Raw genomic sequence first — 23,599 nt, 5'->3', positions numbered from 1 at the left:
TGAAAATTTAATGACGAGTCAGTCCCCCGATTGCTTATTTAGTCGCCCTAAATTCTGCGTTTTTTTATAAAATTTGGTGAGGTTTTTATCTGCGCTACGACTCTCTGCAAGTGTTGCACCATTACGTTTTTGCTCACGTAATAATTTAAAGAAATTAGTTAAACGGCGCTCATCGATGATACCTGCTTTAAGCGCTTTTTGAACGGCACATCCAGGCTCAGCTTGATGGCTACAATCACTAAAACGACATTGTGTTGCTAGCTCACTAATATCACTAAAAGCCGCATTGATACCCTCTTCACAATCAGCAATTTTTAACTCTCTGATTCCCGGTGTATCTAATAGTACCCCACCCGTTGGCATCACAAATAATGATCGACTGGTGGTGGTATGACGGCCTTTATCATCATCTGCTCGCGCTTCTGCGGTGGCTAAGATCTGCTCTTGCATCAACGTATTCACTAAGGTCGATTTACCCACGCCCGATGAACCAACAAAAGCAACCGTCTGCCCGGTTTTACACCACCCATGTAGTTTTTCAACACTCTGCACGTCTAAGCTATTAACCGCTTCCACCATTAACAAGGAATCTAACGCGTGAATTTGCTGTAGATAATCATCTACATTTTCACAACAATCCTGCTTAGTTAAGATAATTACCGGTTCACAACCACTCTCATGCGCGATGGCGAGATAACGCTCTATACGACTTAAATTAAAGTCATGATTTAATGCGTTAACGATAAACAGTGTGTTTACGTTGGCTGCGATTAACTGCTCTGCGACTTTGCTTCCCGCCGCTTTGCGTGATAACAGTGTTAATCGATCTAGGGCACGAATAAATAACTTATCTGCATCGATTAATAACCAATCCCCGACCGTTAATGCTGGCATATCAGCTTTAATAGTTAATGACAGTTGCTCTGTTTCAGTTTGAAGTAAATAACGGGTTCGGTGGTGTTCAAGCACACGTGCAATGCGACAGTTTTCAAACTCATCAAGTGAAAGCTGTTGTTGAAAAAAACCACTCCAACCCAATTGATGTAATGACATTGTTGTATTCATGATCGATTAATCTCGTTATTAAATGACACTAAAGCGTAGTGTTAAATTGACTAAAAACACCAACATTATTGCAGTCATCACGCTTAACTGTGATCGTTAATTTGCAATCACCTTATACGCGCAACGTCTTGCCCCTTCTACAATATGCTCTTCTCGTGTAATCACAGCTAAACCTTCAAAAAGCAGACTAAATATTTGTAACTCTGATCGACAAAAGTTCAGACAAGTAGTGGCAGCGGCACAAATTGGACAATGATTTTCATATAACCAATAACAATCTTGTTGCACTTCAAAGCTTGCCATATAGCCCTCTTGATTACGCAACTTAACCAGCGCTTGCAAGCGCTCGCTTATGCTATCAAAAGCGAGCACCTCTTTTTGGTACAGGGCTAAGGTCGTCTCTTCGCGCTTGCTGATCAATTTCTCTAATCCCGCTTCACCAAATACCTCTTTAACCGAGATCAAGAGCTGTACCGTTAGCTCTTCGTGACCATCTTCGAAGTGGTGGTTTGCTTTTTCAGTTAATTTCCAAAGCCGAGTTGGACGTCCTCTAGGGGCTTTCTTATCAAAGAAAGTAAGCTCTCCGCTCTCTTCTAAAAGTTGCAGATGCTGGCGCACCCCCATCGTGGTCATCGCCAATCGTTCAGATAACTGTTTAGCACTCATTTCACCATTTTCTTTTAACAGCTGGAATATTTTTGCGGTGCTTTTATGACTGTTTTTTTCAATTTTATTCATAACCTCATTATTACTCACCCCTTAATTAAGTAAAGTTTTTTCTTTACTTAATTAAGTAAAGCGTTTACTTTACTTAACAGAGGTTAAAAATCAAACAACATGGAAGTAAAACCAATGAAATTATTAATTATTAGCGCAAGCCATCGTAAAAATTCACAAACAGCAAAAGCGGCAAAGTTTATCGAGCACAATCAGCAGCCTTTTAAACAGGTAACTCATATCGACTTATGCGAGTTAAATTTACCTTTTTGGGATGCTGAGTGTGATTTTAAAAATACCAATAGCGCTTGGTTAACATTAACAGCACAGATGCATGCAGCTGATGCCTTTATATTAATGACACCAGAGTGGGCAGGTACAGCATCACCACTGCTCAAGAATCTTTTACTGATGAGTGATTTAGACGAGACCGCACATAAACCAGTGATGTTGGTTGGGACAAGTTCAGGGATCAATGGGGCTTACCCGGTGGCAGAGTTACGTATGAATGGATTAAAGAATACTAAATTAATTACGGTGCCCGATTATTTAGTCATACGTAATATAGGGGAAATCTTAAATGATCCCACAGCCACCTCGGAACAGGATAAAAATATGCGCGAGCGTATCGATTATTGCCTATTAATGCTCAACCACTACGCACAAGCTCAACAACCAGTGCGCGCAGCCTATTGGCAGCAAGATAAACACAGCCAACAACGTTTTGCTTACGGAATGTAAACAACCAATAATCAATAACAAAGGAAAATTATTATGATTAGATTAGAGCACATCAACTTAGTCGTGAAAGATATAACAGCTAGCCTTAATTTTTACCAAAGCGTATTCCCAGAATGGAAAGTACGTGACTCAGGCTCAGCAGAATGGTCAGGAAAACCAAGAGATTGGGTACATTTTGGGGATGATAGCACCTTCTTAACACTCAATAATAATGCTGAAACCGTTGCCCGTGACCTGTTAGGTCATCAAGCGGGGATTGCGCATTTCGCGTTTGAAATAAATAATATAAAAGCGTTACAACAACGCTTAGAGGCGGCGGGTTTTCAGCACCGAACCCGTGGTGAGGATAATCCTTTTCGACATAATATCTACTACATTGACCCTGATGGCAATGAGGTAGAGTTTGTTCAATACTTTAGTGATTTATTCGAAGAGAGGAATTCAACGGTTTAAGCTACTGTTAATAAACACAAGCTGAGTAAACACTATTTACTCAGCTTGTGCTATTTTAAAATTTAAAGAATCGCTTCAACTTCCTGTTTTAGGCAATCAGACCAAACACCCACTTGTACCTGCCCGATATGCTGCTTTTGCAGTAGTAACATCGCTAAACGAGACTGACCAATACCACCACCAATGGTTTGTGGTAATTTTGAATCTAATAACATCTTGTGCCAATCGAGTGTTAAACGATCTTCATCACCGGTAATCTTAAGCTGTTTTTTCAGTGCTTCAGGGCTAACACGAATCCCCATTGATGAAATTTCAAAGACATCTTCAAGTATTGGGTTCCACACTAAAATATCACCATTTAACCCTGCGTATTTATCACAGGTTTGTGTTGACCAATCATCATAATCTGGTGCGCGCACATCATGGTAATCGCCGTGTGATAGTTGACCACCAATGCCAATTAAGAATACAGCTCCAAACTCTTTTACCGCTTCACGTTCGCGTGATTTAGCATCTAAACCGGGGTACTTTTCCACTAAATCCTGAGAATATACAAAGGTAATATCATCAGCCAAAAACGGTGTTAATGCATATAACGCATCAAGCTGAGACTCAGTGGCTTTAATAGCACTATATAATGTTGTTACGGTTGATTTTAAGAAATCTAATGAGCGTTCAGTACTTTCACAAATCACTTTTTCCCAATCCCATTGATCCACATAAATAGAATGAATTGGGCTTAGCTTTTCTTCGTCAGGACGCAGCGCTTTCATGTGCGTATAAAGCCCTTGCCCTACAGGAAAAGCATATTGGCCTAAGGTTTTACGCTTCCACTTAGCCAGTGAATGCACCACTTCAAAGTCTTGCTCTGCTGAGGGTAATGATTTTACTGTTACCGATACTGCGTTTTCGTGACCACTTAAATTATCCTGAGTACCATCACCAACTTTCGCCAAGATAGGCGCTTGAACTTCGATCAACCCTAGTTTCTCTTCTAACTGTGCAGAGAAAAGTTGTTTTGCTTTACTAATTTGTTGTTGGCTTAAAATGTACTCAGTGCTCATGGTCGTTCCTATTATCGGTGTTTTAGTAAATTATTTACGAGTATATTCATCGAAAGCACCATCAATTACAACAACCCACAACAGAAATAGCTTTACACAAAAAGAATCCTCAATACAATCACCAAATAATTAACGAATCGATAAAAACAGGTGTGTAATATGAGTACAAATTATGAGATCGATAATCTTGATAAAAGCATATTGGCGGCATTAACAGAAAATGCACGTGTTGCGTATGCTGAATTAGCGAAAAAGTTTGCAGTAAGTGCCGGTACTATTCATGTACGAATCGAGAAAATGAAGCAAGCGGGTATTATTGAAGGCACAAAAGTGGTGCTTAATGAGAAAGCACTCGGCTATGACGTATGCTGTTTTATTGGTATTAATCTCAAGCATGCAAAAGACTATCGCGATACTATCGAAAAACTACAGGAACTTGATGAGGTGGTTGAGGCTTATTACACTACCGGTAATTACAGTATTTTTATCAAATTAATGACGCGCTCTATCGACCACCTACAGATGACGTTGATTAATAAAGTACAAGCGATAGAGGCGATTCAATCAACAGAAACGCTGATTTCGCTGCAAAACCCAATTAATCGTGATGTATTGCCTTAATCCTGCCGATTAATATAAGTTAAAGAGTTACAACCTGAAGTATGAAGTCATTGCCTGTAATTAGCCACTCGCGAGGTATTATTGTTAATAATACCTCGCAGAGCGCTTTTGAAATTAATCCTTTCTTTGTAGTTATGCCCAATGTCTATCTTGGGTAAAAATAATATTTAACCACAATGACATACCAAAGCTTTGCAGTGAGCGCTCAACTTCTGAACGTATTTTATCAAGATCACCGACCTCAAACGTCCGTTTAGGATCTACAATCACAAAAGCGATTTCAATATTAAGCTGTCTACCCGTCTTCGTTGAACGCACAATATAACTATCTAATTGATGCTCATCTTTCACTTGTAAGATAGCTTCATTGATTTTTGCTTGTATCTGTTCATTTGGCGCCATTAATAACAGCTCTTTTACGCTATGTATTAGTCGCTTGCCCGGTATTTGAACAAAATAAACCGTCGCTAAGACTACCGATAATGGGTCAATATAGGGCGACATATAACTGAATGACGTTTGTGCAAGCATATAACTAAGCGCAAAGGAGAAAATGACCAGTACGCTGAATAACGTATCAACTAACCACTGCTCACTTTCTGCTTGTACTAAATCAGGGGAATCTTTACCTGCAACTTTTAGGTAGAGCCAGCTACAGATACACACAATAGAGGTAATAACACCATAAAGAATACCCGCAAAGGCGTTATCTTGTGTACTACCACCACTAATTAAAGAGGACACGGCATCAACAAAACCATACAAACAGATACTAATAATCACTATCGATTTAATCGAAATAACTAACGGTTCAACCGATGTTTTACCCATTTGAAACTTTGTTTTAGCAATACCCGCGGTATCAAAGCTTTCATCGCTAGTGACAATACCTAATGCATAGATAGTCATGATTGAAAGTAAAATGGCGATACCGGAGTAAATAGCATCAAATAAAATGATACCCGATTGTAAAATTAACCCCCAGGTAATACCGATGACCGAATACACCACGCCCATAAAAATAGAAAATTTTAATAAACCGCGCTCCTTTGAGACACTACTACCCATTTTTACTGTCCTCATTAACCACATCAAGATCACTATTTTCTCGACTAATAATGATCCATACCGGCACTGCAAGCATCAATAACAGTAAAGAATACATCCCTGCATCTGGCCCTCCACCATAGATAGTCGCAACTGAGAAAACAAAGGCAACCGTAGCAACGGGCCAATAGCTTTTGATATTTAATATTTTAGATAACTTATCACGTCTCGCGAAGAGAACACCTTCTACCACACAGCAAAATACGTAGGGAATCATCGCGGCATCAGTTGAAAGATCCACAATCAAATTATAAAAAGCGGCCATCGCATTAGAGCCTGATGCATCAATTAATAATAGGGTGCTGGAAAGCGTCATTGATAACATGATCCCCCAACTTGGCGATCCACTTTTTGAAACCTTTGCAAATAACCTCGGCATTGCACCATCACGCGCAGCTGCCATAGGAACTTGTCCCATTAATAATGTCCAGCCATTGATAGCACCTAACGATGAAATAACAGCAGCGATAGAGATCACCATCGCAGCTGTACTGCCCCACATCGCATTCGCAGCATCTGCAAAAGGTGCACTCGAATTAATCAACACTTCGCGAGGTAACACGCCCATCACCACGGTTGTACCCAAAATATAAACGAGGGCAGAAACAGACGTACCAATGATCGTCGCAAGTGGAATGGTTTTATTCGGATTTTCGACATCTCCAGCAGGCACGGTCGCTGACTCAATACCTAAAAAAGCAAACATCGTCAGGGGTGCGGTTGCAGCTAATGCACCTAAGAAAGGTTTATCACTCGGATTAATCACAGCAAAGTGACTCCAATCAACCCAAAAAAGACCAAACACACTGAGTCCGATAAAAGGAATTAATTTAGTGTAAACGGTAACGGCTTGAAATAATCCAGCCTCTTTTACGCCACGCATATTAATAAATGCAACCAGCCACATAGACCCAAGGGCAATAACAATATTTAACCCTCGATATTCCTGCAAAACTGGGAATATTTGCCCCAAGTACCCGACTAGCCCTGCTGCCATTGCTGGTAATGAGGCCCATATCGAAATCCAATATCCCCATGCAACCAAAAAGCCCGTAAAACGCCCGAATCCAAGGCGGGTATAAGCATAAGGACCACCTGTTGCCGGCATAATTCTCGCTAATCTCGCGAATACCATGCCCAGACAAACCGCAGCAAAGGCCATCACACCCCAGCCAATAATAGCAACGGTGCCATAAGGAGCTAGAGCTGCAGGCGCAATAAAAAAACCTGAACCAATCATATTACCGATAATCAAAGCGGTACAGGTCCAGATTCCGAGCGATTTAGTGGGGGGGATTTTTTCAACTGTGGTCATTTTTCTCACCTAATCATTTAAATACACAAACCTTGAGTGACAAAAAGGACAACTCAAAAAATTTATTTTTATCTACGTTTATAGAGCTGTCATTATCATTACTAATATCTTCTGGTTTACACTGAAAAGGTGCACAGTTGGCGACTGTAATTATAAACTCACGAGGATATTTAATTACATTTTCCAGTCAGGATGAAGATGATATAGGGGTTTATTACAGGCTCTACTCTTAAGGGTGGTTATTAACACGGAACTACATAGTATTGTTTCAGCCACCAGCATAGAATCACTATGTTGAATGCTGAAAAATGTAGCGATAACACAATGTGCTAGCGCTACATCATGAAAATGAAAACTAGAATCCGTAACGCATACCTAGCATCACTTCATCTTCAACATTATCGCCTTCTCCGCCTTTATTTTCGTCAACAAAGTTAAGTTTGTAGCTACCAAAAAATGCCACACTGCCGAAATAACGCGCATACTCAACCGTAGCAAAATCAATATCTAACTGATCAAGATCATCAGCAGAAAAGTAGCTATAACCGAAGTTAACTGCGTTATCACCAAAAGCGTAACCTAAGAATGCTTCTGCAGCATTATAGCTTGCGCCTTTAGTTCCATCATAAGAGATACTGCCACCTTGATACATCACAGCAGCCCAGATCCCATTATCGTTGGTATATTTAGCAGCGGCAATAAAGGCATCGGAGGTATCGGTATCATTACCATTACCATAGGTTTCATCACTCGCTGCGTAACCAATACCAATCTCTAAACCAACCGGGATTTGATAAGCAATAACGGCACCATAACCGGTGCTTTGTGCGCTTTCACTATCTGAATTAAAATTACCATCAATTTGGAAGGTAAACCCTTCTTCAGTGGTAATTTCGTAACGTAATACATTTTTTGCTCTATCGGCAGTTGATACGGTATATTCATTCACGTAACCACTGTATGTTTCAGCCATATCGGTGAAGTCTGTTAAATAGGTAACGGCATTATTCTGATGACCGTAATAGATATTACCTCTGTTTGTTTCTACACCTGCGTATAAGTAACGTGTATTGATTGCAATATCATCACTAGAGCCGTCCTCTGCTTCAGTCAATTCAAACTCATATTTTCCGAAAAAAGCCACTTCATTAGAAAGCGTTTGCGTACCATCAACGGATAAACGCACACGCGAGTTATCTGCATAAGTACTGTTATTGTCTGCTGTCTTGTTATTATCAGAAAAATTACCACGAACCTCTGCTCGGCCCCCAATATTTAACTCACTGTCATCACCTTGGTATACTGTTGCTGCTGAAACAAATGTTGCGGGAAGAGTAGCTGCTACTGCAATAGCGATAAATTTCATTTTCATTTTCATTTTCCTTTTCTGTTTACAATAATTTTCTGTATTTTAAAAATACGACATCTAGTGTTAAACGCGAACTCAAGTACGTTTAAACACCAAAATTACTAAAACTACGTCTGTAAAGTGTGTCATTAGTCACAATTTAATATGAAAACATTGAACTAGTTACATAACTCTAAGTCAATTTCAGACTCGGTTACGTAAATAATTGAAAGTTGTTTTATTAAAAATTGATTAATGGAGTTAGCAAACAATTAATAACAATGTTATTAATGCCGATAACATTCCATACCCTTTAAAAATAGCCTGACCATTACAAACAATGGAGGCATAAAAAAGCCCATTGGATACCATAAGATATAACCAACAGGCCGTTTATTTGTATCGCGATTACTCTGCGATAATATAACCTTGGTACTGACTCAATACCTCTGGTGTTAATTCACCAAAGTATTGTTTGTAAAGAGGAGCAAATTCATCTGATTGATATAAGTTACTCAATACTTGATCAACCATTAAACGTAATTCATCGTTACCTTTAGTGATGGCTAAACGCTCTGCAGCTTTATCATAAACCTGGTGTGATAATTCAACATTATCTAACCCAGATTTTTGTACTTGTGTAGCCAGTTCAGCACGGTCAGCAAAATAAGCATCAGCTTTACCTTCAGAAACAAGTTTTACACCGTCTTCATGAGTTTTAACCACAGTGACAGTTGCCACTACACCCAGTTGTTTAATTTGATCACGTACCCAAGCTTCGGTTACTGTACCTTCATGTACAGCGTAAGCATGATTTGCTAAACCGTGATTCAAGGTTGCACGCCATCTTGGTCCCTTATGCGCTTGTTCGCCTTCTAGTACGCGTTTAAGACCTGCATCTGCATCTTGATTAATTACAGCACTTACTCCACCCATAGAGATAGGTGTTGAGAAATCAGCTATTTGACGACGCGATAACGTCTCAACTACTGCGCCACATAACATATCAAGATCACCGCTTTGCACTTGGCTTAAGCCTTCTTCAATTGTTACAGGGTGGTAAACCACCTTTGTATCAATCGTGTTATGCGCTGCTCTGAAGCTATCTTCTACTTTTGTACATAACTCAACTGCAAAACCAGTAGGCGTATTACCTTCAACTGATGAGTATGGTGCTTCATCTACGATGTAACCAAAGTTTAACTGGCCATCTTGTTGCGTATTGCTAAGCTCATTGGCTTGCGTCAATGGGGCAGTCCCCATCATCAACACTGTTAGTGCAACTGCACTCAGTGACGAAATTTTATTTTTTACCATAACGGTATTTCCTTACTTAAAATTCAATAAATATAGTGGTCGTTGTTTCTATGATTGTCTGTCATAGCGATGAATAAATGTTATTACTTAGTATTATTTACCATCGCTATTTTTTTATTTATGAGTCTGTATTCGCTGCAATGCTTTCAGGCTCTTTTTTATCTTCAAAACGGTAAGCAATAAATCCGTATAGTAGGTAAGACAGCATCATTACAACCATACCGCCGAACACGGCTTCCATACCGGATGCATACAATGCATAAGCACTGTAAGAAATCGCAATAAGTATCACAACAACATTAAGTTTGAACGCTTTGCCTGTGATATTTGCTTTACGCATTACAATAATTAACGCTGAAATTGCAGTGATATAAGGCACGATATTAGTAACAGCCGCTAAGTTAACCAGTTTACTGAACTGCGCGGTGGCATCGGGAGACATCGTAGACACAGCCAACAAGGTTTGAATCACACCTGCAATCACCATACCGATAATTGGTGCACCCGCTTTTGTTACTTTAGAGAATACTTTAGGGAACATGCCCACTTCAGCTGTAAATTTAGCTGTTTGTGCTAGTGTGAACTGCCATCCTAATAATGAACCAACACAAGCAATAACTGCTAAGCCCATGATGATGTTACCCACTAGTGGATTGAACATTTGTGCATATACATAAGCAAAAGGTGCTGTTGATGTTGCTAATTCAGCATTTGGTACAATACCTTGAATTACTGTTGTAGATAGGATGTAAACAACCGCTGCACCTAACGTACCGAATAAACAAGCAAGGGGTACATTCTTTTTAGGGTTCTCTACAGCATCTGAGTTTTGTGCTGCTGATTCCATACCTAAGAATGCCCATAACGTCATTGGGATACTTTGTGCAATTGCATCGCTTATCGCATAGTTGTTTGGATTCCAAGCCGCAGAAAATACGCTGCTATCAAACCAGAACCAACCAATGACACCAAGGCCAGCAACAGGGATAATCACACCCCATACACTGATAGCACCAAGGTTACCGGTGATTTTAGGACCACCGAAATTAGCTAATGTCGTTACCCAAATTAGTCCAACTACACCAACGAAAAGTGGTGTTGCACCAGTACCAAGCCATGGGAAAAACGGCGTTAAATAACCTACAGCAGAAATCGCAATCGCTACATTACCAATCGCAAGCGATAGCCAATATAAGAATGACGCCATGAAGAAACTTGATTTACCGTGTGCTTCTTCTGAGTAGGCAGACATACCACCTGAGCGGTTACAAAAGACACCTAATTGAGCAAAAGCATACGCAATTGCCATTGAACCGATCGCAGTAACGATCCATGATAGAAGTGAAACAGCACCAATTTGTGCCATGGTCGCAGGTAGCATGATAATACCCGAGCCCATCATATTTACCGCTACAAGGGTAGTTAACCCTGCGAGCGTCATTTTTTTGTTTGAATCTGCCATACAAAAATTCTCTTGTTAAAGTTTAAGTGTTAATTACGTCTAAAATTCAGTAATTTATGAGTTTATAATCTGCTTGATAAAAACAGCATATCCAGGTTGCAATAACCTTAAATATAAGCGCCTAATATTTATCAAAAAGTGTAATTTGGTTTCGATGGGGGCATATTACGTAGGTTTATTAGCAGTTATAAATCGCATTGAGAGGATCGCATCCTCATTAACACTTATACACAGTTAAAATGAGAGTTTTAAATCACATCTCAGACAAAAATAACAACATAACCACTACATTTCAATAACTTAAGATTAAAAGACAAACGTAATTTGTTTCAATATTTAATCAAAATAAATAAAAATAATTTAATATTGGCTTAATCTAAATGGATGTAAATAACCAGAAACTGAGCATCTAGATGCATTGCGACGAAGTCTATTGGGGGGATATTTAGCAGAAATAAATATTAAAGGTTAAAAGGGGAATTTATTGTATATTCGATAAAATCTCTGCAGGCTGCAAAAGAGATACCACTGTAACTAAGCAAAAAAGTTTGTTACCCGCACGAAAATCAGTGCAGACAACAAACTAATAAATGATGTACTTTCATTCACTTAATAATATATTATTTAGCGATGATATAGTTTTGGTACTCATCGATAACAGCTTGACCCATATCGCCAAAATGTTTTTTATGCAATGGCGCAAAATCATCTGACTGATATAAATCACTCAATACAGTATCAACAAGTAAACGTAGTTCACTATTACCTTTAGCAATGACTAAATGCTCTGTTGCTTTAGCATAAATTCGTGGTGATAACTCAACATTCGTTATTGAAGATGTATGGATCGCAGCGATGATTTCACTTCTATCTGCAAAGTAAGCATCTACTTTACCTTCTGAAACCAATTTCACACCTTCCTCATTGGTTTTAGCCGTAACAACTGTTGCTACTACACCAAGTTGCTTAATTTGGTCACGTACCCACGCTTCCGTTACCGTACCTTCATGTACAGCATAAGTATGATTTGCTAAACCTTGATTTACAGTTGCACGCCATCTTGGCCCCGTATGCGCTTGCTCACCTTCTAACACACGTTTAAGCGTTGCATCAGCATCTTGATTAATCAACGCTGTAATCCCACCCACCGAAATAGGTGTTGAAAAATCAGCCATTTGGCGACGAGATAATGTCTCAACTACCGCACCACATAACATATCAAGATCACCGCTTTGCACTTGGCTTAAGCCTTCTTCTAGGGTTACAGGTGTGTAAACGACTTTTAGGTCAACCGTGTTATGCGCAGCTTTAATCGTATCTTCCACTTTTTCACATAACTCGACAGCAAACCCCGTTGGCTTGGTGCCATCTGTTGCTGATGAATATGGTGCTTCATCTACGATGTAACCAAAGTTTAACTGGCCATCTTGTTGCGTATTGCTAAGCTCATTGGCTTGCGTCAATGGGGCTGTCCCCATCATCAACACTGTTAGTGCAACTGCACTCAGTGACGAAATTTTATTTTTTACCATAACGGTATTTCCTTACTTAAAATTCAATAAATATAGTGGTCGTTATTGCTATGATTGTCTGTCATAGCGATGAATAAATGCTATTACTTAGTATTATTTACCATCGCTACTTTTTTATTTATGAGTCTGTATTCGCTGCAATGCTTTCAGGCTCTTTTTTATCTTCAAAACGGTAAGCAATAAATCCGTATAGTAGGTAAGACAGCATCATTACAACCATACCGCCGAACACGGCTTCCATACCTGATGCATACAATGCATAAGCACTGTAAGAAATCGCAATAAGTATCACTACAACATTAAGTTTGAACGCTTTACCTGTTACGTTTGCTTTACGCATTACAATAATTAACGCTGAAATTGCAGTGATATAAGGCACGATATTAGTAACAGCCGCTAAGTTAACCAGTTTACTGAACTGCGCGGTGGCATCGGGAGACATCGTAGACACAGCCAACAAGGTTTGAATCACACCTGCAATCACCATACCGATAATTGGTGCACCCGCTTTTGTTACTTTAGAGAATACTTTAGGGAACATGCCCTCTTCAGCTGTAAATTTAGCTGTTTGTGCTAATGTGAACTGCCATCCTAATAGTGAACCAACACAAGCAATAACCGCTAAGCCCATGATGATGTTACCTACTAATGGTGTAAACATTTGTGCGTATACATAAGCAAACGGTGCTGTTGATGTTGCTAATTCAGCATTTGGTACAATACCTTGAATTACTGTTGTAGATAGGATGTAAACAACCGCCGCACCTAACGTACCGAATAGACAAGCTAGTGGTACATTCTTCTTAGGGTTCTCTACTGCATCTGAGTTTTGTGCTGCTGATTCCATACCTAAGAATGCCCATAACGTCATTGGAATACTTTGTGCAATTGCATCGCTGATCGCATAGTTGTTTGGGTTCCATGCCGCAGAAAATACGCTGCTATCAAACCAGAACCAACCAATGATACCTAAGCCTGCTACTGGAATGATCACACCCCAAACACTTATTGCACCTAAGTTACCAGTGATTTTTGGACCACCAAAATTAGCTACCGTTGTAACCCAAATTAGTCCAACTACACCAACGAACAGGGGGGTTGCGCCAGTACCTAACCATGGGAAAAACGGTGTTAAATAACCTACAGCAGAAATCGCAATTGCTACATTACCAATCGCAAGCGATAGCCAATATAAGAATGACGCCATGAAGAAACTTGATTTACCGTGTGCTTCTTCTGAGTAGGCAGACATACCGCCTGAGCGGTTACAAAATACACCTAATTGAGCAAATGCGTAAGCAATTGCCATTGAACCAATTGCCGTTACTACCCATGAGAGTAGTGAAACAGCACCGATTTGTGCCATGGTCGCAGGTAACATGATAATACCCGAGCCCATCATATTTACCGCTACAAGGGTGGTTAACCCTGCCAGCGACATTTTTTTGTTTGAATCAGCCATACAAAAATTCTCTTGTTAAAATATAAGTGTTAATCACTGATGGTGCTTAGTAACTAATTAATTGGCAGTAATCCTGATAAAAGTAGCCCTCTCGATTGCAATCATCAAGAGGTAACTACTTAATGTTTATCAAGAAACTTATTCCTTAATGATGCTTACTCTGTTAAACAAAGTACGTTGTAAACGCCATCTTCAATTTCAGCACCTTCAACTTCATGCTCAAAGCCAGGGAATGCAGCATCCCAAAGGCCTAGTTTGAGCATATATTCAATTTGTGGGCTGTTAGTTTCATCAAACATTTCACCTGACATCATCATTGGGATACCTGGTGGGTAAGGCATTACTGCATTCGCTGCAATACGGCCTGCTAATTTATCCGCTGGTACTAGCTCGATATCACCACGAACCATTTTTTGGAACGCTTTACGTGGCGTCATTTTTGGCTCAGGAATCGTTGAGTAAGCATTGTTTAGTGCTTGGCCTGGATCATGTTTTTTAATGAACTCAAACATTTCATCACCTAGATCTTTAAGGCCTAAGTTTGCATAACGCCCAGGGTTACTGCTTACTAATTCTGGTAATACTTCAGTAAGTGGTGCATTTTCATCGTAGTGGCGTTTAAATGATAATAACGTGTTAATAAGCGTTGCCCATTTACCTTTAGTTACACCAATACTAAACAAGAACATCACTTGGAAGTCTGTAGTACGTGTTGGTACGATACCAAAACGTGACGCATAAGCGGTGAAGATTTCTGCTGGAATACCCGTTTCTTGTAACTCCCCCTCTTCACTCATTCCTGGTGTTAATAAACTGACTTTAACAGGATCAAGCATTACCCAATCCTCTTGAAGATCGTTAAATCCATGCCATTTAGCTTTAGGGTCTAAACGCCAGCATTTTTGCTCAGTAACTAATAATTCAGATGGTGCATCTTCAAATGCAAAGCTTTCACCCGTTGCTGGATCAACAACCGTTTCCGCATTCCATGGTTTAAAGAACCAATCGTTATTATCGCTATGGCGTTTGTGTGCTTTAGCAACTGATTGACGGAAGCTAACAGCTTCTTTAATTGCATCAGTAGTTAACATTGTACCGCCATCGCCATCCATCATTGCAGTTGCAATATCGTTAGATGCTACAATTGCGTAAAGTGGTGAAGTTGATGCGTGCATCATGTATGACTGGTTGAATTGATCATGTGGAATTGCACCACGACCGTCACGGATATGAATGTAAGAAGCTTGAGAAAGAGCAGCAAGCAACTTATGCGTTGAGTGCGTTGCAAATACTGTTGGTGCATCTTCAGCAAAACTAGCTTCATCGGTACGCATTGCTGCGTGATCTTTGTAGATTGGATTAAAACGAGAGTAACCAAACCAAGCTTCATCCATATGAACTCTAGGGCTACTTTTGCCTAAAATCGTTTCAGCATCGACTGCGTTGTAACATAAACCGTCATAAGTACAGCTCGTTAGTACAGAGTAAACAGGCGTTTTATTTTCAAGGTTTTTAGTTAAAGGACTTGCTTCAATTTTGTTGATGATGCTTTCAGGTGACATCTCAGCAGCTTGAACAGGACCGATAATGCCGTATTGGTTACGCGTCGGTACTAAGTAAACTGGACGAGCACCTGTTAACATCAGACCTTGTTCAATAGACTTGTGACAGTTACGGTCACAGATAACAACTTCATCTTCAATCATAGAGGCTTGCATGATTGTACGGTTAGAAGCTGATGTCCCACCTGTTACATTGTAAGAACGGTCAGAACCAAATACTTTAGCTGCGTATTTTTCGCTGTCAGCAACAGGGCCAGTATGATCAAGTAATGAACCTAATGCACCACGTTCGATACCCATATCAGTACGGAATAGGTTTTCACCGTAAAAGTCAAAGAATGCACGACCTACTGGCAGTTTAGTAAATGCTACACCACCTTGATGACCAGGCGCAGACCAAGAGTGTTCACGTAATTGAGAGTATTTTGCTAAAGCTGCAGCAAAAGGAGGTAAAAGTTGACTACGGTAGCGAGCAACAGAGGCGATTAAACGACCCGCGATAAAGTCAGCAGTATCTTCAAGCATCCAAACAAACTCTTCAACTTTAGTCATTACGCTTTCATCGATAGTTTTAACTTGTTCGCTGTTTTTAGCCATTAAAAATACTGGAATATTTTTATGACGTAGTGCTAGCTCGTCTAATAAAACCGCTGCAGGGCGTTTGCCCTCAATAGTCTCACCAACTAATTCCCAGCTAAGTAGTACACCGTGAATAGAAGCATCAGAAACGATAGCCGCCATCGCTTCTTCTTCACTTACTGCCGTAGTGACATACACATCACGTTTAGTGAGTTCGTCTACTAATATTTGAGTATTACGTCCAAAGGCTGTATCAAGTTTTTCTAGCCCTTCGTCAATAACAAGTACTTTGCTTTTTACTGGGTTGTAATTTGTTGAAATCATATTGAAATCCTAATTGTAAAATTTATAAGTTGAAATTTTTTAACTGGGCACTTCTACAGTTTTGCCAAAGTGCCCATAAAAACAGTTATTCAGTTAGGCAATAAGCCATGTAAACAAGCTCGCCATTTGCATTTTCTTCAAGCTCAACACCATGTGTATCGTGCTCAAAACCAGGGAATTGGTCATCGAAATCTTGTAAAGAAAGTAAGTAATCAAGAATCGCTTTACTGCCCTCTTCCACTTTTTCGCCTGGCATCATTAGTGGGATACCTGGTGGGTAAGGTACAACTTGCACAGCTGCAATACGGTTTAACATCTCTGTTAGCGGCACTAATTCAACATTACCTTTAACCAGTTGCCCGTAAGTTTCACGTGGGCTTTTTACCACTGTAGGTAATTGTGTAAATGCTTCATCCATACTGGTTAACATTTTGGTATCAATAATCGCTTGGTGCATCTCTTGAGCAAGATCGCGAATACCTAAACCTTCATAACGCGTTGGGTGGCTTGCTACTAAATCAGGTAATACCGTTGTTAATGGTGCGTTATTATCATAATGAGTTTTGAATTCCATCATGCCGGCAACCAATGAACCCCATTTACCTTTCGTAGCACCAATAGAGAACAACAGTAATACTGAGTAGGGTTCTGTTTTCTCAACTACGATGCCGCGGCTTGATAAGAATGACGATAATAATGTTGCAGGAATACCATTAGCTTCAAGATCGCCTTCAATGTCCATTCCTGGTGTTAATACGGTTACTTTGATTGGATCAAGCATGCAGTAATCTTCACCTAAATCACCAAAGCCATGCCATTTTTCATTTGGATGAAGTACCCATGCACTGCTATCTTTTTTCAGTACTTGTGGATCTACATCTTTAAATGGTGTGCCTGCAACTGTGTCTGGCTGCCATACATCAAACCACCAATCATCTTGTTTTCTTTCTTGTATTTCAGATTTAATTCGCACCATTGCTTGGCGGAATGAGATAGCTTCTTGGATACATTCATCAGTTAAGTATTCACCTGAGTCACCCATCATTTTTGCAGAGACATCTGTTGATGCAATAATGCTGTATTGTGGTGAAGTAGAGGTGTGCATCATGAACGCTTCGTTGAATAAAGCAGGTTTCACAGGCACTTTACCTGAACGAATGTGAATCATTGATGCTTGTGATAACGCAGCTAAAAGCTTATGTGTTGAATGCGTTACTGTGATTGTTGCATCATCTTCATGTCTCTCACCACGGTGCATACCGTAACGTCCTTCATAAAGATCATTGAAACGTGCGTAGGCATACCAAGCTTCATCGTAATGAATACGTGGTACTGTTTCGCTTAATACACGCGTTGTTTTTTTAACGTTGTACGTTAAACCATCGTATGTAGAGTTAGTCAGCGCAGCTAATACAGGTGTGACTGTTTTGTCTGCAAGAAGCGGGCTTTCATCAATTTTTTGTTGAATCGCTTCAGCTGTCATTTGGCTACTTGGTACAGGACCGATAACACCACGTGCGTTACGGCGCGGTACCATGTAGATAGGCATAGCGCCTGACATGTTTAGTGCGTAGTTAAGTGATTTATGACAGTTACGGTCGACTAATACTGCATCGCCATCTGTTACAGCAGAATGTAGGATAATTTCATTACTTGCAGAGCTTCCGCCAACTGAAAAGTAAGTGTAATCAGCACCAAAGACTTTAGCTGCGTGATCTTCAGCTTCTTTAACCGGACCATTATGGTCATTTAATGAACCTAATTCACCAACTGAAACAGAAAGATCAGATCGCAACATTTGCTCACCGTAAAAATCGACGAATGCTTTACCAACAGCCGTTTTCATAAATGCTGTACCGCCAGTATGACCTGGTGTATGCCATGAATATTCATGCGTATCGTCAAAGTTAACCATCGCACCAAAGAAAGGAGGTAAAACAGAATCTAAGTAACGTTTACCTGCAGCTTTAATTCGGCCGGCAATAAATTTAGGGCTATCTTCTGGAATGTAAATAACACTTTCTACTACTTCAGAGAATTCAAGAGGAATATGAGCTGAATTTTCTTTGGTTACACCAAGGATAATAGGAATGCCAGCACAACGTTGGTTTAATACTTTAATCGCCGCTAATGCTTTTTCTTGGTCTTGTTGGCAAATACCCCAACCCACAACGACACAGCTATATGCAGGACTTGATGTTACCGATGTTTCAAAATCAGTAATATTTTTACTAATAACAACTTCGATACCTTCATTGTCTAAATGAGTACAAATTTCATTTGCACTTCTGTTAACTGCTGTATCTTCATCAATATTAGCAACGATAAGCACAGAAAACTCTTTTGATAATCTTGGTGGTAATGGTTGGCGTGTATACATATGTTGATTCCTATTTTTTCGCTTCACTTAATGGCGGCGAATTGTTGATGTTAATTTATGCTGTGGAGAATAGAGCAGTTATTCGACAACAAACAATCGTCTTTGTAGGACACAATCCTACAAAGCCCAAAATCATCTGAATATTTGTTCTGGTTTGACAGGTAGAAGCCGGATGAAATCACACCTGTACGAAAAACAAACAATAGTAGCAGTTAATTTAAAATCAAATTATTTGCGATATAAAATACAGTGAAACAGAATGTGTTTTTTGTAAAAAAAAGAATTTAAAATGCCAGACTATGCATATTTGTCTGACTGAAAAACGATGAAAAGTAAAAAGGAAAACAAGCTGTTTTTAATATGCTAAAAATAACCCCTCAAAAAAATCGTGATGTAAGTCACTAAAATTCAACATTAAAAACATAGCGAAAATTTAACGATTTTGTTCCCATCGACTAATTTTCAGCTAAAAATCAATAAGAAAAACGTTATATTTCTTTAATAAAACAGAAATAACCCCTTAATAAAATGAATAAAAAAAACACAATAAAAAGATTTTTATGCACATTAAAAAGAACAAATAATGTGAATATTATTTAAAATTTAATCACGAAATAAGCTTACTTTAAGCCTGCAATATTCAATTTTTAAAAAAAGGACGATGGATAAAGAAGTTAGAAATAATGGCTGAGGTAAAAATAGTGTTCGAATATTCACTCAATTATTTTAAATTTAAATTAATAATGCTGTAACAACCTATTTACAGGCGCTAGTTAATCCTTTTTAACGCATATTGGTTTAAATACTATAAATAGCCTTGTCATCGGTGCAATAAATAAGTAAAAGCCCCTCATTACAACAGTCGAATAAGATAACGATAGATATTCGCAGGTCATTTTTCAAAGCTCACATATGGAGATGTACTACCACGTTATTAAAGCGCGCCTCACTTTCCCCTTACATTCATCAGGATAGGTAAAGCAACGTTTTGTAGGCAAAGAGTAAGCTCTCTGGCGGTTCGGTCGGTCGAACGAAGCGATAACCGCCCTCTAATTTAATGCTTAACAATCCACTCGTGTACAAATGGCTTTAATTACTAGCCTTGTTATCCATTAAATCGTACCCATATAGAATGCTAACTATCAGGGCAATTCCGCCCAACTTTGATGCTGTAAGCTAACTGACATTATTAGTTCAATTGTGTGGGTTTTCTGTTAAAATCTCGCCTCAAATTAGTAGGAGAATTTATTATGCAAGACAATAGCCAAATTAAAGTGATCGTCGGTATTTCCGGTGGTGTTGATTCATCTGTATCTGCTTACCTTTTACAGCAGCAGGGATATCAAGTTGAAGGGCTATTCATGAAGAACTGGGAAGAGGACGATACCGATGAGTATTGTGCTGCCGCTCAGGATCTTATCGATGCTAAATCGGTGTGTGATAAATTAGGCATTAAGCTACACACGATCAATTTTTCTGCTGAATACTGGGATAATGTTTTTGAACATTTCTTAGCAGAATACAAAGCAGGACGTACGCCTAATCCTGATATCATGTGTAATAAAGAGATTAAATTCAAAGCGTTTTTGGAGTTTGCCGCAGAAGATTTAGGCGCAGACTTTATCGCAACGGGTCATTATTGTCGCCGTCGTGATGTCGATGGTCACGCACAATTATTACGTGGTGTTGATGGCAACAAAGACCAAAGTTACTTCCTGTATGCCGTTGGTGAAGAACAGATAGCACAAACACTATTCCCAGTCGGTGAGTTAGAGAAACCAGAAGTACGCCGTATCGCGGAAGAACAAGACTTAATTACAGCGAACAAAAAAGACAGTACCGGTATCTGTTTTATCGGTGAGCGTAAATTTACTGATTTCTTGCAGGAATACCTGCCAGCACAGCCGGGCGATATTGTGACGCCAACGGGTGAAGTGATCGGTCAACACCAAGGGTTGATGTACCATACGCTAGGCCAACGTAAAGGTTTAGGTATTGGCGGCATGCAAAACTCGAATGAAAACCCATGGTATGTTGTGGGTAAAGATATGGATAACAACCGCCTGCTTGTTGCACAGGGTGCTGATCACCCTGCGTTATTCTCTTACGGCTTAATCGCAAAACAGTGTGATTGGGTAGATAGAACAGCAAAGAAAGAAAGCTTTAAATGTACGGTGAAAACACGTTACCGCCAAACTGATATTCCTTGTACGGTCAACCCAATTGATGATGATACGCTAGAGGTGATTTTTGATACCCCACAAGCGGCAGTTACACCGGGTCAGTCTGCGGTATTTTATCTCGATGAAGTGTGTCTTGGTGGCGCGATTATTGAGCAACATCTACAAGAGAAAAACTAATTATGTCTTATCATGATCTTCCTTCTCGTGTTATCGCCTTTGCAGCGATGACACAAGCTGCTTACCTTGTTGATAAAATTGCAACTACGGGCTTGTGTCCAAATATCGACGCCTTTGAAGCCTCACTAAAATCAATCATGGCGGTAGACAGTGACAGTCCCGTTGATACCTTTGGTGGTTATGCTTGTTTAGAAGTTGGCTTTAAAAGCATGGTTGAGCAGCTTGATAACCCTAATAACCAACGTAACCTGCAAGTGACTAAATACGTAGTTGGCATGATTGCGTTAGAGAAAAAACTCACCAGTAACGGTTCAGCAATGAATATGTTAGGTGAGCGTATCAATCAAGTTAATCGACAGCTTACTCACTTTGACATCAGTGATGAGAGCGTACTGGCTAACTTAGATGGCATCTATAAAGATATCATTAGTAGCCTTGGCCCTAAAATTCAGGTTAACGGTAAACCATCCTGCTTACAACAAGTGATCACGCAACATAAAATTCGTGCATTATTGCTTTCTGGCGTACGTGCAGCGGTATTGTGGCGTCAAATAGGCGGCCAACGTCGTCAATTATTGTTCTCACGTAAAGCAATGATTCACCAAGCAAAACAAAATTTACAACGAGTATAAATAAAAATAAGCTGTCAGTTATTTGCCGTCAGCTTTTAGCAAAGTCAAAAGCAACAGACAATCAAACCTAGATGGAATTTAGGTTTGAGGCCTATATAACTAATGGCTAACAACGAGTTAAGTACACTACTATTTAAACAACCTACATATCTTAGGAGCAACAAATGGAACTTTCAGGACTAACAGCTGTATCACCAGTTGACGGCCGTTACGGTAGCAAAACTGCAATTTTACGCGATATTTTCAGTGAATTTGGTTTAATCAAATTCCGCGTACAAGTTGAAGTGCGTTGGTTACAAAAACTAGCACAAACAGATGGTATCGCAGAAGTTCCTGCTTTCTCTGCCGCTGCAAACGCACATCTTGATGCAATTGTTGAAAACTTCTGTGAAGCTGATGCACAACGCGTTAAAGACATCGAAGCAACAACTAATCACGATGTTAAAGCTGTTGAATATTTCCTAAAAGAAAAAGTAGCAGGCATTGCTGAGTTAGAAGCGGTTTCTGAATTTATTCACTTCGCATGTACTTCTGAAGATATTAACAACCTATCTCACGCACTGATGTTAGGCACAGCTAAAACAGATGTTATTCTTCCTTACTGTCATCGTGTTGTTGATGCGATTAAAGAAAAAGCGATCGAATACAAATCAATACCAATGATGTCTCGTACACATGGTCAGCCTGCATCACCAACAACGCTAGGTAAAGAGTTTGCTAATGTAGTAGCACGTCTACAACGTCAAGTTAAGCAAATTGAAGCGACTGAAGTACTCGGTAAAACAAATGGTGCTGTAGGTAACTACAATGCTCACCTTAGTGCATACCCAGATTTAGATTGGCAAGGTTTTGCTGAGGAATTTGTAACTAGCCTAGGCGTTACATTCAACCCATACACAACGCAAATTGAACCGCATGATTACATTGCTGAGCTATTTGATGCAATTGCACGTTTCAACACGATTCTTTTAGACTTTGACCGTGACGTTTGGGGCTACATCTGCCTTGGTCACTTCAAGCAAAAAACAATCGCGGGCGAAATTGGTTCTTCAACAATGCCGCACAAAGTAAACCCAATCGATTTCGAAAACTCTGAAGGTAACTTAGGTTTAGCAAACGCTATCTTTGACCACCTTGCAGCGAAACTACCTGTTTCTCGCTGGCAGCGTGACCTAACAGACTCAACTGTTTTACGTAACTTAGGTGTTGCTATCGGTTATTCTGTTATCGCTTACGAATCTAGCCTAAAAGGCATCAGCAAGCTTGAAGCTAATGAAGCAAACATGCTGAAAGACTTAGACTCAAACTGGGAAGTATTGGCTGAGCCAATCCAAACAGTAATGCGCCGTTACGCTATCGAAAAGCCATACGAAAAACTAAAAGAGCTAACACGTGGCAAACGCGTAGATGGCCCAGGTATGTCAGAGTTCATTGATACACTTGAATTGCCTGAAGCGGTTAAAGCTGAGCTTAAAGCGATGACACCCGCTTCTTACATTGGTCAAGCAATCAACTTAGTAGAGAAGATGGCATAAGCCCTAACGCTTAAACTATCTTT

Annotated in this window: 18 protein-coding genes; 6 read left to right on the top strand and 12 right to left on the bottom strand. The window is 39.7% G+C overall.

What is annotated here, in order from left to right; genetic code table 11:
- Positions 1 to 18: 18 nt before the first annotated feature.
- Both rsgA and QQK09_RS14930 read right to left on the bottom strand, forming a co-directional pair.
- Positions 19 to 1,065: a ribosome small subunit-dependent GTPase A gene (rsgA, locus tag QQK09_RS14935; RefSeq protein WP_284204960.1), complete on the bottom strand. Its 1,047-nt coding sequence runs from the start codon at positions 1,063 to 1,065 to the stop codon at positions 19 to 21.
- Between the two features lie 96 nt (positions 1,066 to 1,161).
- Positions 1,162 to 1,803, bottom strand: a complete 642-nt coding sequence (locus QQK09_RS14930) for a helix-turn-helix transcriptional regulator (RefSeq protein WP_284204959.1) — start codon at positions 1,801 to 1,803, stop codon at positions 1,162 to 1,164.
- A gap of 114 nt (positions 1,804 to 1,917) precedes the next feature.
- Between QQK09_RS14930 and QQK09_RS14925 the strand changes: the two genes are divergently transcribed.
- Both QQK09_RS14925 and QQK09_RS14920 read left to right on the top strand, forming a co-directional pair.
- Positions 1,918 to 2,523, top strand: coding sequence for an NADPH-dependent FMN reductase (locus tag QQK09_RS14925; RefSeq protein WP_284204958.1), 606 nt, complete (start codon positions 1,918 to 1,920; stop codon positions 2,521 to 2,523).
- 33 nt (positions 2,524 to 2,556) lie between these two features.
- On the top strand, positions 2,557 to 2,976 hold the full coding sequence (locus QQK09_RS14920; RefSeq protein WP_284204957.1) for a VOC family protein: 420 nt from the start codon (positions 2,557 to 2,559) through the stop codon (positions 2,974 to 2,976).
- A 62-nt stretch (positions 2,977 to 3,038) separates the two neighbouring features.
- Here QQK09_RS14920 and asnA read toward each other — a convergent pair whose 3' ends face one another.
- Positions 3,039 to 4,040, bottom strand: coding sequence for an aspartate--ammonia ligase (asnA, locus tag QQK09_RS14915; protein ID WP_284204956.1), 1,002 nt, complete (start codon positions 4,038 to 4,040; stop codon positions 3,039 to 3,041).
- A 159-nt stretch (positions 4,041 to 4,199) separates the two neighbouring features.
- On the opposite strand from asnA, the gene asnC reads away from it, so the two are divergent.
- Positions 4,200 to 4,661, top strand: a complete 462-nt coding sequence (gene asnC, locus QQK09_RS14910) for a transcriptional regulator AsnC (RefSeq protein WP_284204955.1) — start codon at positions 4,200 to 4,202, stop codon at positions 4,659 to 4,661.
- 132 nt (positions 4,662 to 4,793) lie between these two features.
- Here the strand turns inward: asnC and QQK09_RS14905 are convergent, their stop codons facing one another.
- From QQK09_RS14905 to QQK09_RS14865, 9 genes are all read right to left on the bottom strand, one after another.
- Entirely contained in the window at positions 4,794 to 5,729 is a 936-nt protein-coding gene (locus tag QQK09_RS14905; protein ID WP_284204954.1) for a cation efflux transmembrane domain-containing protein, read from the bottom strand.
- Complete coding sequence (locus tag QQK09_RS14900; RefSeq protein ID WP_284204953.1) at positions 5,722 to 7,083, bottom strand: amino acid permease; 1,362 nt, start codon at positions 7,081 to 7,083, stop codon at positions 5,722 to 5,724. The genes QQK09_RS14905 and QQK09_RS14900 overlap by 8 nt, the downstream gene beginning before the upstream one ends.
- Positions 7,084 to 7,438: 355 nt before the next feature.
- Positions 7,439 to 8,455 carry a porin gene (locus QQK09_RS14895; protein WP_284204952.1) on the bottom strand — a complete coding sequence of 339 codons (1,017 nt, stop codon included), beginning with the start codon at positions 8,453 to 8,455 and terminating at the stop codon, positions 7,439 to 7,441.
- 384 nt (positions 8,456 to 8,839) lie between these two features.
- On the bottom strand, positions 8,840 to 9,748 hold the full coding sequence (locus tag QQK09_RS14890) for a transporter substrate-binding domain-containing protein (RefSeq protein ID WP_284204951.1): 909 nt from the start codon (positions 9,746 to 9,748) through the stop codon (positions 8,840 to 8,842).
- Between the two features lie 118 nt (positions 9,749 to 9,866).
- On the bottom strand, positions 9,867 to 11,210 hold the full coding sequence (gene potE / locus QQK09_RS14885) for a putrescine-ornithine antiporter (RefSeq protein ID WP_284204950.1): 1,344 nt from the start codon (positions 11,208 to 11,210) through the stop codon (positions 9,867 to 9,869).
- A gap of 620 nt (positions 11,211 to 11,830) precedes the next feature.
- Positions 11,831 to 12,742, bottom strand: a complete 912-nt coding sequence (locus tag QQK09_RS14880; RefSeq protein ID WP_284204949.1) for a transporter substrate-binding domain-containing protein — start codon at positions 12,740 to 12,742, stop codon at positions 11,831 to 11,833.
- A gap of 118 nt (positions 12,743 to 12,860) precedes the next feature.
- Positions 12,861 to 14,204 carry a putrescine-ornithine antiporter gene (gene potE, locus QQK09_RS14875; RefSeq protein WP_284204948.1) on the bottom strand — a complete coding sequence of 448 codons (1,344 nt, stop codon included), beginning with the start codon at positions 14,202 to 14,204 and terminating at the stop codon, positions 12,861 to 12,863.
- Positions 14,205 to 14,359: 155 nt separating this feature from the next.
- The gene (adiA, locus tag QQK09_RS14870; protein WP_284204947.1) at positions 14,360 to 16,669 is read right to left on the bottom strand and encodes an arginine decarboxylase; all 2,310 of its coding nucleotides are present in this window, start codon (positions 16,667 to 16,669) and stop codon (positions 14,360 to 14,362) included.
- 85 nt (positions 16,670 to 16,754) lie between these two features.
- Positions 16,755 to 19,049, bottom strand: a complete 2,295-nt coding sequence (locus QQK09_RS14865; protein WP_284204946.1) for an Orn/Lys/Arg family decarboxylase — start codon at positions 19,047 to 19,049, stop codon at positions 16,755 to 16,757.
- A gap of 1,250 nt (positions 19,050 to 20,299) precedes the next feature.
- On the opposite strand from QQK09_RS14865, the gene mnmA reads away from it, so the two are divergent.
- From mnmA to purB, 3 genes are all read left to right on the top strand, one after another.
- Positions 20,300 to 21,409, top strand: a complete 1,110-nt coding sequence (gene mnmA, locus QQK09_RS14860) for a tRNA 2-thiouridine(34) synthase MnmA (RefSeq protein ID WP_284204945.1) — start codon at positions 20,300 to 20,302, stop codon at positions 21,407 to 21,409.
- A gap of 2 nt (positions 21,410 to 21,411) precedes the next feature.
- A complete protein-coding gene (gene hflD, locus QQK09_RS14855; RefSeq protein WP_284204944.1) occupies positions 21,412 to 22,041 on the top strand; it encodes a high frequency lysogenization protein HflD in 630 nt (209 codons plus the stop codon).
- A gap of 164 nt (positions 22,042 to 22,205) precedes the next feature.
- On the top strand, positions 22,206 to 23,576 hold the full coding sequence (gene purB, locus QQK09_RS14850) for an adenylosuccinate lyase (protein WP_284204943.1): 1,371 nt from the start codon (positions 22,206 to 22,208) through the stop codon (positions 23,574 to 23,576).
- Positions 23,577 to 23,599: the final 23 nt, after the last annotated feature.

This window comes from Psychromonas marina (genome assembly GCF_030161115.1).
In the GTDB taxonomy this organism is placed as follows: Bacteria; Pseudomonadota; Gammaproteobacteria; order Enterobacterales; family Psychromonadaceae; genus Psychromonas; species Psychromonas marina.
Note: the sequence above shows the minus strand (reverse complement) of the source record. Positions and strands in the feature narration are given on the sequence as shown.

What these genes read in the sequence shown, in the direction of transcription:
- rsgA (WP_284204960.1), bottom strand. Translation starts at nt 1,065, where the DNA reads ATGAATACAACAATGTCATTACATCAATTGGGTTGGAGTGGTTTTTTT.
- QQK09_RS14930 (WP_284204959.1), bottom strand. Translation starts at nt 1,803, where the DNA reads ATGAATAAAATTGAAAAAAACAGTCATAAAAGCACCGCAAAAATATTC.
- QQK09_RS14925 (WP_284204958.1), top strand. Translation starts at nt 1,918, where the DNA reads ATGAAATTATTAATTATTAGCGCAAGCCATCGTAAAAATTCACAAACA.
- QQK09_RS14920 (WP_284204957.1), top strand. Translation starts at nt 2,557, where the DNA reads ATGATTAGATTAGAGCACATCAACTTAGTCGTGAAAGATATAACAGCT.
- asnA (WP_284204956.1), bottom strand. Translation starts at nt 4,040, where the DNA reads ATGAGCACTGAGTACATTTTAAGCCAACAACAAATTAGTAAAGCAAAA.
- asnC (WP_284204955.1), top strand. Translation starts at nt 4,200, where the DNA reads ATGAGTACAAATTATGAGATCGATAATCTTGATAAAAGCATATTGGCG.
- QQK09_RS14905 (WP_284204954.1), bottom strand. Translation starts at nt 5,729, where the DNA reads ATGGGTAGTAGTGTCTCAAAGGAGCGCGGTTTATTAAAATTTTCTATT.
- QQK09_RS14900 (WP_284204953.1), bottom strand. Translation starts at nt 7,083, where the DNA reads ATGACCACAGTTGAAAAAATCCCCCCCACTAAATCGCTCGGAATCTGG.
- QQK09_RS14895 (WP_284204952.1), bottom strand. Translation starts at nt 8,455, where the DNA reads ATGAAAATGAAATTTATCGCTATTGCAGTAGCAGCTACTCTTCCCGCA.
- QQK09_RS14890 (WP_284204951.1), bottom strand. Translation starts at nt 9,748, where the DNA reads ATGGTAAAAAATAAAATTTCGTCACTGAGTGCAGTTGCACTAACAGTG.
- potE (WP_284204950.1), bottom strand. Translation starts at nt 11,210, where the DNA reads ATGGCAGATTCAAACAAAAAAATGACGCTCGCAGGGTTAACTACCCTT.
- QQK09_RS14880 (WP_284204949.1), bottom strand. Translation starts at nt 12,742, where the DNA reads ATGGTAAAAAATAAAATTTCGTCACTGAGTGCAGTTGCACTAACAGTG.
- potE (WP_284204948.1), bottom strand. Translation starts at nt 14,204, where the DNA reads ATGGCTGATTCAAACAAAAAAATGTCGCTGGCAGGGTTAACCACCCTT.
- adiA (WP_284204947.1), bottom strand. Translation starts at nt 16,669, where the DNA reads ATGATTTCAACAAATTACAACCCAGTAAAAAGCAAAGTACTTGTTATT.
- QQK09_RS14865 (WP_284204946.1), bottom strand. Translation starts at nt 19,049, where the DNA reads ATGTATACACGCCAACCATTACCACCAAGATTATCAAAAGAGTTTTCT.
- mnmA (WP_284204945.1), top strand. Translation starts at nt 20,300, where the DNA reads ATGCAAGACAATAGCCAAATTAAAGTGATCGTCGGTATTTCCGGTGGT.
- hflD (WP_284204944.1), top strand. Translation starts at nt 21,412, where the DNA reads ATGTCTTATCATGATCTTCCTTCTCGTGTTATCGCCTTTGCAGCGATG.
- purB (WP_284204943.1), top strand. Translation starts at nt 22,206, where the DNA reads ATGGAACTTTCAGGACTAACAGCTGTATCACCAGTTGACGGCCGTTAC.